Origin of the sequence: uncultured Marinobacter sp., from assembly GCF_963974375.1 — a bacterium.
Lineage (GTDB): Bacteria > Pseudomonadota > Gammaproteobacteria > Pseudomonadales > Oleiphilaceae > Marinobacter.
The window spans coordinates 1-13,711 of sequence record NZ_CAXBDN010000008.1 but is presented as its reverse complement, the minus strand read 5'-3'; the positions used below and the strand labels follow the sequence as shown (position 1 = coordinate 13,711).

The 13,711-nt window shown below is 59.4% G+C and carries 14 protein-coding genes; 8 read left to right on the top strand and 6 right to left on the bottom strand.

All coding sequences use genetic code 11. The features are described from left to right. Positions 1-5 precede the first annotated feature (5 nt). The 3 genes from AAC035_RS01255 to AAC035_RS01245 all read right to left on the bottom strand — a co-directional run bounded on the left by AAC035_RS01255 (position 6) and on the right by AAC035_RS01245 (position 2,611). Positions 6-1,022 (bottom strand): AbrB family transcriptional regulator, encoded by a 1,017-nt coding sequence (locus AAC035_RS01255; protein ID WP_339799239.1) that lies wholly within the window; start codon positions 1,020-1,022, stop codon positions 6-8. Between the two features lie 119 nt (positions 1,023-1,141). Next, complete coding sequence (locus tag AAC035_RS01250) at positions 1,142-1,540, bottom strand: hypothetical protein (RefSeq protein WP_339799237.1); 399 nt, start codon at positions 1,538-1,540, stop codon at positions 1,142-1,144. A gap of 6 nt (positions 1,541-1,546) precedes the next feature. Next, on the bottom strand, positions 1,547-2,611 hold the full coding sequence (locus AAC035_RS01245) for a LysM domain-containing protein (protein ID WP_339799235.1): 1,065 nt from the start codon (positions 2,609-2,611) through the stop codon (positions 1,547-1,549). Positions 2,612-2,793: 182 nt separating this feature from the next. On the opposite strand from AAC035_RS01245, the gene AAC035_RS01240 reads away from it, so the two are divergent. Then, positions 2,794-3,759, top strand: a complete 966-nt coding sequence (locus AAC035_RS01240) for an arsenic resistance protein (protein WP_339799233.1) — start codon at positions 2,794-2,796, stop codon at positions 3,757-3,759. Between the two features lie 57 nt (positions 3,760-3,816). Here the strand turns inward: AAC035_RS01240 and AAC035_RS01235 are convergent, their stop codons facing one another. After that, positions 3,817-5,196 (bottom strand): 8-oxoguanine deaminase, encoded by a 1,380-nt coding sequence (locus tag AAC035_RS01235; protein WP_339799231.1) that lies wholly within the window; start codon positions 5,194-5,196, stop codon positions 3,817-3,819. A gap of 240 nt (positions 5,197-5,436) precedes the next feature. On the opposite strand from AAC035_RS01235, the gene AAC035_RS01230 reads away from it, so the two are divergent. Both AAC035_RS01230 and AAC035_RS01225 read left to right on the top strand, forming a co-directional pair. Beyond that, entirely contained in the window at positions 5,437-6,384 is a 948-nt protein-coding gene (locus AAC035_RS01230; RefSeq protein WP_339799229.1) for a 2-oxoglutarate and iron-dependent oxygenase domain-containing protein, read from the top strand. A gap of 21 nt (positions 6,385-6,405) precedes the next feature. Next, the gene (locus AAC035_RS01225; protein ID WP_339799227.1) at positions 6,406-7,392 is read left to right on the top strand and encodes an ABC transporter substrate-binding protein; all 987 of its coding nucleotides are present in this window, start codon (positions 6,406-6,408) and stop codon (positions 7,390-7,392) included. 8 nt (positions 7,393-7,400) lie between these two features. Here AAC035_RS01225 and AAC035_RS01220 read toward each other — a convergent pair whose 3' ends face one another. Both AAC035_RS01220 and AAC035_RS01215 read right to left on the bottom strand, forming a co-directional pair. Continuing rightward, positions 7,401-8,204, bottom strand: a complete 804-nt coding sequence (locus tag AAC035_RS01220) for an alpha/beta hydrolase (protein WP_339799225.1) — start codon at positions 8,202-8,204, stop codon at positions 7,401-7,403. Beyond that, entirely contained in the window at positions 8,197-9,198 is a 1,002-nt protein-coding gene (locus AAC035_RS01215) for a 2-oxoglutarate and iron-dependent oxygenase domain-containing protein (RefSeq protein ID WP_339799223.1), read from the bottom strand. Before AAC035_RS01215 ends, AAC035_RS01220 begins: the two co-directional genes overlap by 8 nt. 478 nt (positions 9,199-9,676) lie before the next feature. Here AAC035_RS01215 and AAC035_RS01210 point away from each other — a divergent pair, with 478 nt between their 5' ends. Genes AAC035_RS01210 through wrbA form a run of 5 tightly spaced genes read left to right on the top strand, consistent with a single transcriptional unit; the run spans position 9,677 to position 13,472 of the window. Next, positions 9,677-10,684 (top strand): ABC transporter substrate-binding protein, encoded by a 1,008-nt coding sequence (locus tag AAC035_RS01210; RefSeq protein WP_339799221.1) that lies wholly within the window; start codon positions 9,677-9,679, stop codon positions 10,682-10,684. Between the two features lies 1 nt (position 10,685). After that, positions 10,686-11,471, top strand: a complete 786-nt coding sequence (locus AAC035_RS01205) for an ABC transporter ATP-binding protein (RefSeq protein WP_339799220.1) — start codon at positions 10,686-10,688, stop codon at positions 11,469-11,471. Then, positions 11,452-12,243, top strand: coding sequence for an ABC transporter permease (locus AAC035_RS01200; protein WP_339799218.1), 792 nt, complete (start codon positions 11,452-11,454; stop codon positions 12,241-12,243). The genes AAC035_RS01205 and AAC035_RS01200 overlap by 20 nt, the downstream gene beginning before the upstream one ends. A gap of 39 nt (positions 12,244-12,282) precedes the next feature. Further along, entirely contained in the window at positions 12,283-12,771 is a 489-nt protein-coding gene (locus AAC035_RS01195; RefSeq protein WP_339799216.1) for a nucleoside deaminase, read from the top strand. 14 nt (positions 12,772-12,785) lie between these two features. Then, positions 12,786-13,472 (top strand): NAD(P)H:quinone oxidoreductase, encoded by a 687-nt coding sequence (wrbA, locus tag AAC035_RS01190; protein ID WP_339799215.1) that lies wholly within the window; start codon positions 12,786-12,788, stop codon positions 13,470-13,472. The last annotated feature ends 239 nt before the right edge of the window (positions 13,473-13,711 follow it).

Here is a 13,711-nt window from a genome sequence, read left to right as displayed (position 1 = left end):
AGTCGCTAAGCTTTTCGTGCCTGCATCCACCTGGCCAGGAAGGGCGCCGCTGCCATCAGTGCCACCACCCGCAACAGATGGTGAAAGGCAATGAACATGGGATCCAGCCCCAGGGCGACGGCGAGAATCGCCATCTCGCCGATACCGCCGGGGGCCATGGCCAGCAGGGCGATGTCTCTCGGGGTACCCAGAATCTGGTGAGTGAGCTCGGCAAACAGCCCCATGATGGCCAACGCGATCAGGGTGGCGGTGAAGGAGTTTTTCAGGTGCTTTCTGAGAATCCGGGGCGTCATGCCCCGGAAGCGGGCACCAATGGAGGATCCCAGAACCAGCAGCATGGCATTAACGCCCCAGTCCGGCATATCAAAGCGGGCGATATCGAAACCGGAGAGCAGGGCCGACACCAGCAAGGGCATCATCAGCGCGGGTGTCGGCAGTCTGAGCCGGATCCCCAGCGGGATCAGCACTGGCAAAGCCAGTAGCAGCCAGATGGCCGAGAAGCCGCCACTGGCCGACGCGGAGACGTCGGCGCCGGCACTGCCCTCATAGAACCAGAACAGCGGCGGCAGTATCAGCAACACCAGTACGATCCGCAGGGACTGGGAAATGGCAATTTTCCGGGGATCGCCACCGCTGGCTTCGCCCATCATGATCATCGCCGTCAGCGCACCGGGCGCCGCTGCGAACAGCGCGGTGGTAGCATCGAAACCCCGCCAGCGAAACCAGGCGGCACAGGCCCAGGTTGAAACCGCCACACCAATCAGCAGCAAAGCCCCGGATACCGGCCAGTCAATCACCCGCGAGGCCAGCTCCGGCGTAACCTGACTGCCGAGCACCAGACCCAGCACCCCCAGAAACAGCATCCGCAGTTGTTCCGGCACAGCCACACTGGCGCCGCGGATTGAAGCAACCAGATTTACCACCAGCGGACCCAGCATCCAGGGCAGCGGCAAGCCAGCGAAATCAAACGCCAGTCCACCGACAATACCGAGACCCAGGGAATTCAGCAGGGGAAGTAACATTCAGATCAGTGCCCTGAAGCTGTGGCTGTAAAAGAGCGGATGCTACAGGGATTGGTGTGGGTGTGTCAGCAGATAGTGAGATCTTACTTGCTGGCACAGATCGAGGCCTGTGCCGAGGCTCAGAGCACGAAAACTGCCATGATGCCCCCGTAACCGAAATAGACAATGGCCAGGCCAAGCCCGAAAAAGGCCATAAACATCTGTGCTCTGCAGAGCAGGACAACGGTTTTGCCTACCGGGATCGCAGAATCAAATCCCTTGAAGCGCTTTTTCTTGGCCATCCTTGGCCAGCCAATAAGATAGATATAGTTCAGAGATCTGAGCAGGCTCAGTGGGAACAACCTGTAGTTGTCGAGTTCTGATTTCTGAAACCAGGGCTCCCTGAACAGCAAGCCATCCAGTCTGGGTGTCAGATACTTGTGCAGTGCTGCCCACAGCGGGAAGTACAACAGACCTAGAATAAGTATGCCGACTGATAGCATGATAAAAAGCAGAAAGGTCGGTTCGAGTTCTGACATCGTACTTTATCTGCTCATGATGGCATTGTTGGAATGCACGCTGTTTAAGCGACGCCGCGACTGATTGGGCGAAACCGAGCAGGTATTGTTCACGCCGGTTGCGCCGACGAAATCATATGAATTGCCTTGCGCGTTATAGAACTTTTTCGAGACATAGCTTCCAGCGTAACCAGCAACTACGCTGCCCGCGCCGATGGCTAGAGCGGCCACCCAGCCGATTGGGCCAGCAACGAGTAGGAGAACTGCTGTGGTGCCTATGCCGTAAGCGATTCCGCCAATTACTGCTCCCCCGGTCTCTACAAAGATTTCATTTTTTTCGCGAAGACTTTTGGCGCCCGCTATTTCATGACAAGCCAATCCCAGACTGACTCCGGTGAGAACAACGCCTCCGGTTTTTGCAAGTCTTGCCGCACTGAGCATTTTTTTGGATTGAGCCTCGATGGGGGCTGTTGGCGCAATTCCCTTGCTATTAGAGATCCGAAGCACCTCAGTCGGTCTCTGGCCACCGTTCAATAGCAGGTTGGTTGGCCCGAGATTGCCTGTAAGCCGGTTGACCAGTTTGCGTCGCTGATAATCATACTGGCCTTTGGTTCGCCGACCCGCCTTGTAGTCCTCATAATTGTTGACCATTTCACGCATCAGCGGCGCATTGGTGGAAAACGTGGTGTCGATCATCGACATCTTTGCGCTGCCAAGACCGATAAATGCAGGTAACAGAGCAGACAACAGATCACGTTCTTCGCGGGTGCTTCTGTCCAAGGTACGCTCCAGCTCTGACACCCACTGCTGATTCTCGGTGCGTATGGTCGGCAGGTGGTAGTTGGGTAGCGGGGCTGCGCAGTATTGCTGGGGAATTTTCAGGCTGATCAGCTGGTCTGGTTTTATCCGGTCAGGATTGGTGATCGAAGGGTTGTCGGTCTGTACCTGTTCGATCAACTGTGCCAGTTGTGTACTGTTCAGGCCGGTGTGGTACCGCTGCAGAATCCGGACAAGGCTGTCACCTGGCCGGACGCGGTACAGCAGGGTGTCGAAGTTCTGGGTATAGTCGGCGGTCTGAAGGGCTATATTCATGGCCAAGTCCTTTTTAATGGTCCGTTTCAAATCCCACCGTCTATCCTGGTTCCGTGGCAGGATTGTTTGCTTGGCAAATACTAATCATCACCGGCAGCGATGACAACGCTGCGGAGCGTAAATTGCTATGATTCGCGGGTTCATGCACCACACTCAGACGATCTGCATTTAAGGAATAACAATTGTTCAGGCCAGATGTGTGGGAAAAATATCAGGTACTCGTCTACCTGACGGCCATTGTCTGTGGGCTTGTGCTGGGAACGGCGATTCCGGATCGGGTGGGGGTTCTGGAATGGCTGCTTTGGCCGGTGCTGGGGCTGCTGCTGTACACCACCTTTACCCAGGTGCCACTGGCCCACCTGCGGGAGGCGTTTGCTGATCGCCGTTTTATGGCGGCTGCGGTGACGGGTAACTTTGTGGTGCTGCCGGTTATTGTGTGGGGTCTGATGAGTCTGGCGCCGGATGTTGCGGCGGTTCGGCTCGGGATACTGCTGGTGTTGCTGGTGCCCTGTACCGACTGGTTTATTACCTTTACCCATCTGGGTGGCGGCGATACTCGCCATGCCATTGCCTTTTCTCCGGTCAGTCTGCTGCTGCAGATCGTGTTACTGCCTGTCTATTTATGGGTGTTTTTTGGTGGTGAGTTTGCGGCCGGGGTGGCGCAGCGGGAGATGGCAGCAGCCTTTGCGGGCCTGATCCTGTTGCCGCTGGTGCTGGCGTTCTTCACTGAAAAATGGGTGGCGCAAAAGCCCGGTCGTCAGTCGCTACTTGTTGTCCTTGGCGGGTTCCCGGTGCCCTTGCTGGCGGTTGTGGTGTTCTCCATTGCGGCGGCCCAGGTGGGCGTCGTCAGCGAATCCCTGGGTCTGCTGGCTTATCTGGCGCTGATTTTTGTAGTCTTTCTGGTCATCGCCGGGCTGCTGGCCCGGGTGATAGCGCCACTGTTCCGGCTGCCGTCGGGGCAGGGGCGGGTACTGGCCTTCAGCTTCGGCAGCCGTAATTCCTTTGTGGTGCTGCCGCTGGCACTGGCGTTGCCATCGCATCTTGAGCTGGCGGTGGTGGTGATTGTCTTCCAGTCACTGGTGGAGCTGCTCGGTATGGCGGTGTATCTGTGGTGGGTGCCCCGCAAGCTTTTTCCGGCAAACCACTGACTTCGCCCCGGGGTTCACTGCCCTGCGCAGGCAGGCCCCGGAGCGCTCTGGGTGAGGTTACTGCAGCAGTCTTGCCGCCATCCCGTTCTGCTCTTCAATAATATGAGGCAGAGAACGGGTCAGCAGCTCGCCTTCGCGAATAACGATACGACCATTGATGATGCTCCAGGCCACTCTGGGCGGGGTGCAGAACACCAGCGAGGCGAGCGGATCGCTCTGGCCGCCGGCCATGCCGATATCGTCGGTGCGGAAGGCGACGATGTCGGCGCAATAGCCCGGCTGAATCCGGCCCAGGGCATCGCCGCGTCCCAGCACTTCAGCGCCACCCCGGGTAGCGATTCTCAGGGCGTCCCGGGCTGACAGGGCCCCGGGTTCCTGGTCCCGTACCCGTGCTGACAGCATGGCCAGGCGGGCTTCGTCCAGCAGGTTGCCGCTGTCGTTGGAAGCGCTGCCATCTACCCCCAGGCCCACTTTTACCCCGGCGTTCAGCATCCGGCGCACCGGCGCAATGCCGGAGGCCAGCCGCATGTTGGAGCAGGGGCAGTGGGCAACGCCGGTGCCGGTACGGGCAAACAGCGCAATACCGGGCTCGTCCAGGTGCACGCAGTGGGCGTGCCACACGTCCTCACCCACCCAGCCAACGTCCTCGGTAAATTCGGTGGGGGTCATGCCATAGCGCTCCTTGCTGAAGGCGACGTCCTTCCAGTTTTCGGCGGTATGGGTGTGCAGCCCTACCTTGTAGCTGCGGGCCAGGGTGGCGGCCTCGCGCATCAGATCGGTGGTGACGGTAAACGGCGAGCAGGGCGCCAGGGCCACCCGGACCATGGCGTCCGGGCTGTGGTCGTGGTGGGCTTCAATCACCCGCTGCATATCCTTGAGAATTGCCTGTTCATCGGCTTCCACCAGCTCATCCGGTGGCAGGCCGCCCTGGCTTTGGCCGAGGCTCATGGCGCCGCGGGCACCGTGAAAGCGCATGCCCGTTTCCTGCGCGGCCTGCACGCTGTCATCCAGGGTAATGCCGTTCACGTGCAGGTAGGCGTGATCGGCGGCGGTGGTGCATCCGGACAGCATCAGCTCCGCCATGGCCGTGCGGCTGGCGGCCCGCTGCATGTCCGGGGTGATGTTGCGCCACACCGGGAACAGGGCGCTCAGCCAGTCGAACAGCTCGGCATCCTGGGCGGCGGGCAGGGCTCGGGTCAGGGACTGAAACATGTGGTGATGGGTGTTGATCAGCCCGGGAATCACCACGTGGCCGGTCATATCAATGATTTCGTCAGGCTGAAGCTGGTCGGGCGAATCGGCCTGTAACTCAGCCATGGAGCCAACGGCTACAATCCGGTTGCCCCGGATCAGGACGTAACCATTCCCGATCTCCCGCTGATGGTCGTCCATGGTGGCGATGAGTCGGGCGTTCTTCAGTAACAGCGTCTGAGTCATTTTGGTGTATTCCCGTTGCGAAGGTCTGAAGTGTCTCGGGTATGCAAAAGTAGTGCCTTTGCCGAGCCGGGAAAAGGCTGACTTTTCGGTCATGAATTCATTGTGGCGCACTTTTATGAGGCACTATCCATTGTTTTTTGGGCTTTCAACCCGCAGAAACGCCCACTTTTTCAGGTGGCATAGCCGTTGCTAAAAGATTGACCAGTTAGGCAATTAATATTTTTGGCAATGGGAAAAATCATGTCGGACGACCCATCTAGAATACCTGTAATCGACTTTGGTCCTTTCATGGATGGTACGGAGTCGTCACGCCGGGCAGTGGCAGGCCAGATGCGGCAGGCCAGCAAGGAGTGGGGCTTTTTCTACCTGGCCCAGTGCGGTATGCCGCAAACGCAACTGGCCGATGCGTTTTCGGCTTCCCGGTCATTCTTCAGCTTGCCCATTGAGGAAAAGAATCGGGTTGCCTGGCAAAACGCACAAAGCAATCGCGGCTATGTGGGCATCCGGCGGGAGCGCCTGGATCCGTCCCGCCCCGGGGATCTTAAAGAAGCGTTCAATCTGGCGCCGGAAGAGCCGGGGCCGGATGCCCCCAGAAACCTGTGGCCTTCCGGCCACGGCCGGTTCAAGGACGTCATGAGCGGCTTCCTTGAAGAGTGCATCTGCACGGCGGACCGGGTTCTGGAAGCCTTTGCGCTGGCTCTGGATCAATCTGCGGACTTCTTTGTGGACGCCCATAGTCATCACCATCATACCTTGCGCCTGCTTCACTATCCGCCGTTACCAGAAGGCTTCGAACCCCTTGATGGCGAAAGCCGTGCCGGTGCTCACACCGATTACGGCAGCATTACCTTGTTGTTCCAGGACGAGGTGGGCGGCCTGGAAGTGCGTACGCGCGCCGGCGACTGGGTTAGGGCCGCGCCGATTCCGGGCACGGTAGTGGTCAATACCGGAGATCTGATGCATCGATGGACCAACCACGTGTTCTGCTCCACACCTCACCGTGTCAATGTGGCGCCCGAGTTCAGTCATCGTGATCGCTATTCCATTGCCTTCTTCTGCCATCCCAACAAAGACGCTGAGATTGCCTGTATCGACAGCTGTGCCACGGCTGAGTCACCGGCGATCTACGAACCCATTTCTGCCGGCCGGCACCTTCAGGAAAAGCTGGCCAATACCTATGGGGCATGACCCCCACCCGGAGGAATGATCATGAAAGCAATGAAAAAACTGGTTCTCGGTATATCGCTCTCGGTGAGCGCCTTGTCCGGTCTCGCCCAGGCAGAGGACCTGACGCCGGTGACTGTTTCCACTACCTGGTATGCCCAGGCGGAGCACGGCGGTCTATACGCCGCCAAGGCTCTGGGGATCTACGAGGAACACGGTCTCGATGTCACCATCAGGATGGGCGGGCCCCAGGTCAATAACGTGCAACTGCTGATGGGTGGTGCAGTGGATTTCATCATGGGCTATGCCCTTCAGTCCTTCAATTCGGTGAATCAGGGTATTCCACTGGTGACGGTCGCGGCATTTTTCCAGAAAGATCCCCAGTCGCTGGTGGTTCACAATGATGTCGGGCATGACTCTCTGGAAGACCTGAAAGGCAAGCCCATGCGGGTGCCCACGGCCGGTCGGGTAGCCTACTGGCCCTGGCTGAAATCAGAGTACGGTTACACGGATGATCAGTTGCGGGCCTATGACTACAGTTTTGCCCAGTTCATCCAGGACGAGCAGACCATCCAGCAGGGGTACGTGACCAACGACGGCTATTTTCTGAGTCAGGCCGGGGTTGAAGGGAAGAGTCTGTTGCTCGCTGATTATGGCTGGGAGGCCTATTCCGCGACACTGGATACCACCCGTGAAATGGTTGCCGATAACCCCGATCTCGTCCGGAGGATGGTTGCGGCCACCGCAGAGGGCTGGGAAGCGTACTTTGAAAATCCGGGCCCCGCTAACGCACTGATCAAGACAGACAACCCGGAAATGAAGGATGACCTGCTGGCCTATAGCCACGCCAAGATGCAGGAGGAGGGCATGCTGCTATCCGATGCCGCCGCAGGTGGCCGCTACGGCATGATGACCCGGGACCGCTGGCAGGCCTTTTTCGAGGACATGGTAGCGGCGGGAACCCTCCCAGAAAATCTCGACTGGGAAAAGGCCTTTGACTTGTCCTTCGTGGACGGCATATACGGCGACTGACCGTTCTTTTACGGATTGAGAGGGGCCGGGTCGGCTGGCAGTATCCGTCGCGCAAAGCCGGAGATGGCGCCCGCCACGGCCCCTGGTTGCGAGACCTGCGGCGCATGGCCGGACCGCAGGCTGATCACCTCGGCGCCCGGTACCAGAGCCTGCATTTTGCGCTGGGCTGCCAGGGTGACAGAGCGGTCCTCGGTGGCCTCAATATACAGCCGCGGCAACTTGCCAAAGCGTTCCGCTGTCCACCAGGGCACCAGCGCTCTGCTGCCCTCAGCCTGAGGTCCCAGCCGTTCTGCCGCTCGCCGCGCTTCCGCCGGCGGCAGATCATTGAAGAAGATGCTGGCGGCTGCGTCCGGGGGCACCCGGGTGACCATACGGTCGTCTTCCCACTCAAGGTGCGGGCCAATGCCAGCGGCGTCAGGGTGTTCCTCGATGACCGCCTGCACCACACTGGTGAAGCCGGTGCCTGAAGGCAGCATCATGCCGGCAATGTAGACCACGCCCCGGGCTCTTTCAGGAAGGGTCTCTGCTACCTGGGTGGCGACGGCGCCACCTCCGGAGTGGCCCACCAGAACCAGTGGGCCAGGTGCCCGCTTCAGCTCATCCAGCACATGATCAACGCAGGCCTGCAGGGAGGCCTCCGCAGGGTTGCCCAGCTGGCTGCTGCTGCCGGGAAGATCCGGTGCCACTACGGTCCAGCCCTGGGCGACGAGCAGTGGCTGCAGGCGACCCCAGACCCAGCTGCCTGCCCAGGCGCCGTGAATCAGTGCCAGCGTGCCTTTTGGTGTTGACTGAGATCCGTTGGCGTCAGGCATAGGTCCTCCGGTACATGTCCATCAGATGTTGCTCCACCGTGGTGGGCGGGTAATGGGGGCTGTCACCCTTGCCCAGGCAGCCGGGCAGGCACCGGACCTCGTGATCCGGGTTGCCGCTGTAGAAGAAGGGCACCGAATAGCGCTCGGCACCGGAGCTGTTCACGACCCGGTGCAGGGTGGAGCGATAGCGGTCATTGGTCCAGCGGGCAATCATGTCGCCCAGATTCACCACGAAGGTTCCAGGCACCGGGTTGGCATTGATCCACTGTTCGCTGCCGGCGTCCCACACCTGCAGACCGGGGTTGTTGTCCAGCAGCAGGATGGTGATACCGCCGAAATCCGTGTGTGCACCACAGCCCTTCTCCCCGGGTTCTGGCTGGGCTGGCTGCGGCGGGTAGTGAAGCAGCCTTAGCGTCGACAGGGGCTTCTGGCAGAAGTCGGCGAAATAGTCCTCCGGCAGCGACAATGACAGCGCCAGCGCCGACATGATGCGGGCCGACAGGTCGTTGAGCTGGTCAAAGTAGCTCATCATGGTGGTCTGGAACGACGGCCGTGAGCCCGGCCACTGGTTGGCGCCGTGATTGAAACGACCAGCCTGAACTCTGGGATCGTCCGGCCCCAGTTCCTCACCAATGTAGAAGCCTTCTTTCAGGTCCGGTGGCGATCCCGGCTCCAGGGTCTGTCCTTTCAGGGGCTCGTAACCCCGGTTGGCTGGTGACCGGGATTTGTGGATGGCCTCTTTCTCCATGACCGGCAGATCAAACAACGCCCGGGTTTCACGGAACACGTCTGCAATCAGTGATTCGGCGATGCCATGTCCGCTTACATAAAAGAAACCGGTATGAAGGCAGGCATCCGTCAGTTGCTTCGCCATGGCCTTCTTTTGTGGCGAGGAACGCCTCAATGGCATCCCGGTGTCGTCCAGCATTGGTGAGAGATCAATGATTGGCAGGGCGCCCGGGATCGAGGCCGCCGCCAGGTTGTCAGTTTTCATATTGCCTCCGGTCCTGTGTCTGGCGCGTCCGGCCAGCAAGTTCGCATGAACTGTCCATCTGGTCAGATATTCACGATCTGTGCCATCCGCCAGATTCCGGATCATTCCCTGACAGCCTGCGTCACGTCCCGGTGTTCATGGAAGGACCGCCTGGCGCAGGAAGAATGGCTCGTTCAAGGGGGCCTGCAGGTAGCATCAATTCAGGGCAGCGGAAAATTTTATGCACTCTGATCGGGCATGGTCGGACTCTTGCCGTGCAGGGGATTTCGACTGTTCCGGCGGCGGGGCGGGGTGGCGTTATTGCATTTATACCGGTGTTTAGCCACCCGTCTGACGACAGTCTTCAGGTCGTTGTGCTGTCAGTAAATAAGCGTTGTGGAATCTTTGGCCGGGAAAATGCTTGGTATTTACCAAACTGGTCTGCGAATTGCTTTATTCGATAAAACCTGACTAATTGATCAGAAAATGAGGATGACCCATGCTCAAGACAATTGCCCGCTCATTGACCCTGGCCGCCAGTCTCAGTGCGGCCCTGTTTTCAACGTCCACCTTCGCTCTGGATAAGGTGACCTATCAGCTGGACTGGCTGCCGGGTGGTGACAAGTCCCCGGTTTACGTGGGTATCAAGGAGGGTTTTTTCAAAGAAGCCGGTCTGGATGTCAGCATTTCTGGCGGTCGCGGTTCAACGGATGCCATCACCAAGATTGCCACCGGTCAGTCCGATATCGGCAGCGCAGATATCGGCGCACTGATGGCAGCGCGGGTTCAGGATGGCACCCTGCCGGTGAAGGTGGTGTTCACCATTTTCAATCAGGCGCCCCATGCGTTCTTTACGCTGAAGGGGAGTGGCATCGAGTCGGTGGCCGACATCGACGGCAAGCAGGTGGCTACATCCCCGTTTACCTCCTCCAACGCTTTTCTGCCCCTGGTATTGCGTGAAAACGGCCTGGCTGAGGATGCGGTCCGGCTGAACCGCACCGACCCGGGAGCTCTTGGCCCCATGCTGATGAACGGTAATACCGACGCCATCATCGCCTGGGTGACCAACGTGGCGCTGTTTGATGCCCAGGCCAGCCTGGTGGGCAAGGAAATGGTGGTGATTCCCTGGTCCGAAGCAGGGCTTGAGCTCTACAGCTCCTCCGTGGTGGCCAGCGAGCGCTTCCTTACAGAGCGGCCTGATGTGGCCAAGCGTTTCATCACTGCCTTTGCCCGCTCTATCGAGTTCACCAATGCCAACCCCAAGGCCGCTGCGGCGGCACTGCACTCCATGGTTCCGGAAGTGGATCCGGACGTCGCGGCAGCCCAGATTCTGGATACCATGAAGCTGGTCTACAACGAGGTTACCGAGGCTGACGGCCTGGGTGCCCTGACGGCGGAGCGGGTTGCCCTGGCCTGGGACTGGGTGGCGCAGGCAGAAGGTCTGGAGAAAGATGCCCTGGACCCGGAAACCATTGTGGATCGCTCCCTGCTCGAGGCCATGAACTGATATGACCGGGGCCACCGACCGTTCCTTCGTGCGACTGGCAGGTGTCGGACATCGTTACGATCCCAACCCGGCGGTGCCGCCTGCCGTGACTGGCATCGACCTGGACATTCGCCGCCATGAATTTGTGGCGGTGGTGGGACCTTCCGGCTGCGGCAAGTCGACATTGCTGCGGATGGTTTCCGGCCTGCTCACTCCCAGTGAGGGGGAGGTCAGTGTGTTTGGTCTGCCAGTAACCGGCCCCAGAGACGACGTGGGTATTGTGTTCCAGAAGCCGACCCTGCTGCCCTGGCTGACTGTGCGCAAGAATGTGCTGTTTCCCCTGAAACACAAATACGGTCGCTATGGCCGGGACGACGAGAAACGGGCCGACGAGCTGTTGGCCATGGCGGGACTGGAAGCCTTTGGTAGCAAGATGCCGGATGAACTGTCCGGTGGCATGCAGCAGCGGGTGGGTATTGTTCGGGCCCTGCTGCTGAACCCGGACATCCTGCTGATGGATGAGCCTTTCTCAGCCCTGGACGCCATGACCCGGGAACAGATCGGATTCGATCTGCTGAAAATCTGGGAAGAGCAGCCCAAAACGGTGCTGTTTATCACCCATTCCATTGCCGAAGCGGTACTGCTGGCGGACCGGGTGCTGGTGATGAGCAGCCGCCCGGGTACGGTCCTGGACATGATCAACATTGATCTGCCCCGACCCCGAACCCAGAAAACCATTGCTGAGCTCCGCTTCAGTGAACTGACGGAACGCCTGAGGAAGCATATCTATGAGCCTGAAGCTGTCTGACGGACCGTTAAAAACGGTTCTGTTTGCAGGCGCACCCTGGTTATTCTTTGTGGTGCTGATACTGCTCTGGGAACTGATCTGTCAGGTGTTCTCGTTGCCGGTGTACGTATTGCCGGCGCCCAGCGCCATTCTCGAAGCCTTCTTTCAGGTGGATATGAGCCGTTGGTTCATGCACCTGTGGGCGACTTTGCGGGTGGCCCTGATGGGGTTTGGCCTGTCCATTGTGATCGCCGTACCCATCGCCATCGCCATGATGCGCTCCGATCTGTTGCAGCGCACCGTGTATCCGCTATTGGTGGTCATCCAGTCCACTCCGGTGGTGGCCGTGGCACCGCTCATCATTGTGCTGATGGGGTCAGACGATCCTTCCCGGGTGCTGATTACCTGTCTGCTGACGTTCTTCCCCATCGTGGTTTCCACTGCAACCGGTATCAATGAAACACCACCGGAGCTGATTGAGCTGAGTCGCTCCCTGGATGCGCCGACCCGCCGCGAAACCTGGCAGATCCGCATTCCCTATGCGGTTCCCCATATCTTCAGTGGACTTAAAGTGGGCATCACCCTGGCCATTATCGGCGCCGTCGTGGCGGAGTTTGTGGCGGCGGAGCAGGGGCTGGGCTACTTCATCCAGTTTTCCACCTCGTTTTTCCGGATACCCCAGGCGTTTGCCGGACTGTTTTTCCTGGCCGCTGTCAGCTTGCTGCTGTTCAAATCGGTGCAATGGACCCAGCAGATCTTTTTCCCCTGGAGCCTGCCCAAAAAGCAGGGCTGAGCCGGAGCTGACCTGACAAGCTGTTTTAAGGACATTATTTTGAAAGATCGAGAGACCGACCTGAAATTTTTACGAAAATCCTTTGATCTGGCGGAACATGCCGCCGCCAAAGGTATTCATCCTTTTGCCGCTTTGCTGGTGGACGACGAGGGCCAGGTGCTGATGGAGCAGGTCAATGCCTACCTGCCGGATCTGGACATGACCGGTCATGCGGAGCGGGTACTGATGACCCGGGCCAGCACGACCTGGCGCCCGGATTTTCTAGCCCGCTGCACCATGTACGTGTCCGCCGAGCCCTGCTGCATGTGCGCCGGTGCTGCTTACTGGGCTGGCCTGGGGCGTCTGGTCTATGGTGTCAGTGAACACCGACTCAAAGAGATGACCGGTAACCATCCCGAGAATCCCACCCTGGACCTGCCCTGCCGCACCGTGTTTGAGTCCGGCCAGCGAGCGGTGGAGGTCATCGGCCCGCTGCTGGAAGACGAGGCTGCAGCCATACACGAATCCTTCTGGCGGACCCAGGCCTGACGGAGCAAACCCTTATGACAGATACCCCCAATTACCAGCCAGCAGGACAACGTACGGTCACCGTGATTGTTGACTCCCGTTACGGCAGCACGCTGGCGCTGGCCCGGGCCATTGCCGGGGGTGCGGAAGCCGAGTCTGCCGAAGTGCGTTTGCGCCGGGTGGATATTCAGCCGCCGGAATTCAGCGTGGACGATTCCCGGGCGGACTTTCAGGCGGCGCAGGCGTTCTACCGAGAGTTACCGAAGGCGACAGCGGACGATCTGGTCTGGGCCAACGGCATTGTCTGGGGTTCTCCCACCCGCTATGGGTTGATGAGCACGCCCCTGCGGGCCTTTATTGATGAAGTGGCGCCTCTGTGGCGGCAGGGTGCGCTGATCGGCAAGGTTGGTGCTGCATTCACCTCCACCGGCGGCATGCATTCGGGGAATGAAATGACCCTGCTGTCGCTGCTGCTGCCTTTCATGCAACACGGCATGATTCTGGCGGGCGTGCCCCACAGTGTGCCGGAACTGGTAGCAACCCGAAAAGGCGGCTCGCCCTATGGCGCGTCAGTGGTCACGGGTTTTGACGGCACTCTCGGGGTGGACGAAAACGAGCTGGCTATTGCCAGGGCCCTCGGTGCACGGGTTGCCAGGCTGGCAGGCCAGATCATTCCGGAGCCGGCTTCGGTGGATATGGCGGCGGCCCAGGCGGCGCGGTAACGACAGGATTTTCAGGAATTCAGGGAGCTTGATAATGGAAACCGGAAGGATGTCCGGGGCCAGGGAGTCTGGCGGAAGCAAGTGAAAGCAGAGCAGTGTATTTCGTATTGTTGATCTCCTTTTTTTGCCGCCTTCGGGCGGCTTTTTTTGTACTTCGTACGAGCGGCTTGTGAGTTTGCGTCCTTCGACCCTTCGACGAGCTCAGGGTCAGGATGAACAGGAGGGGGGCTGGGTTTTTT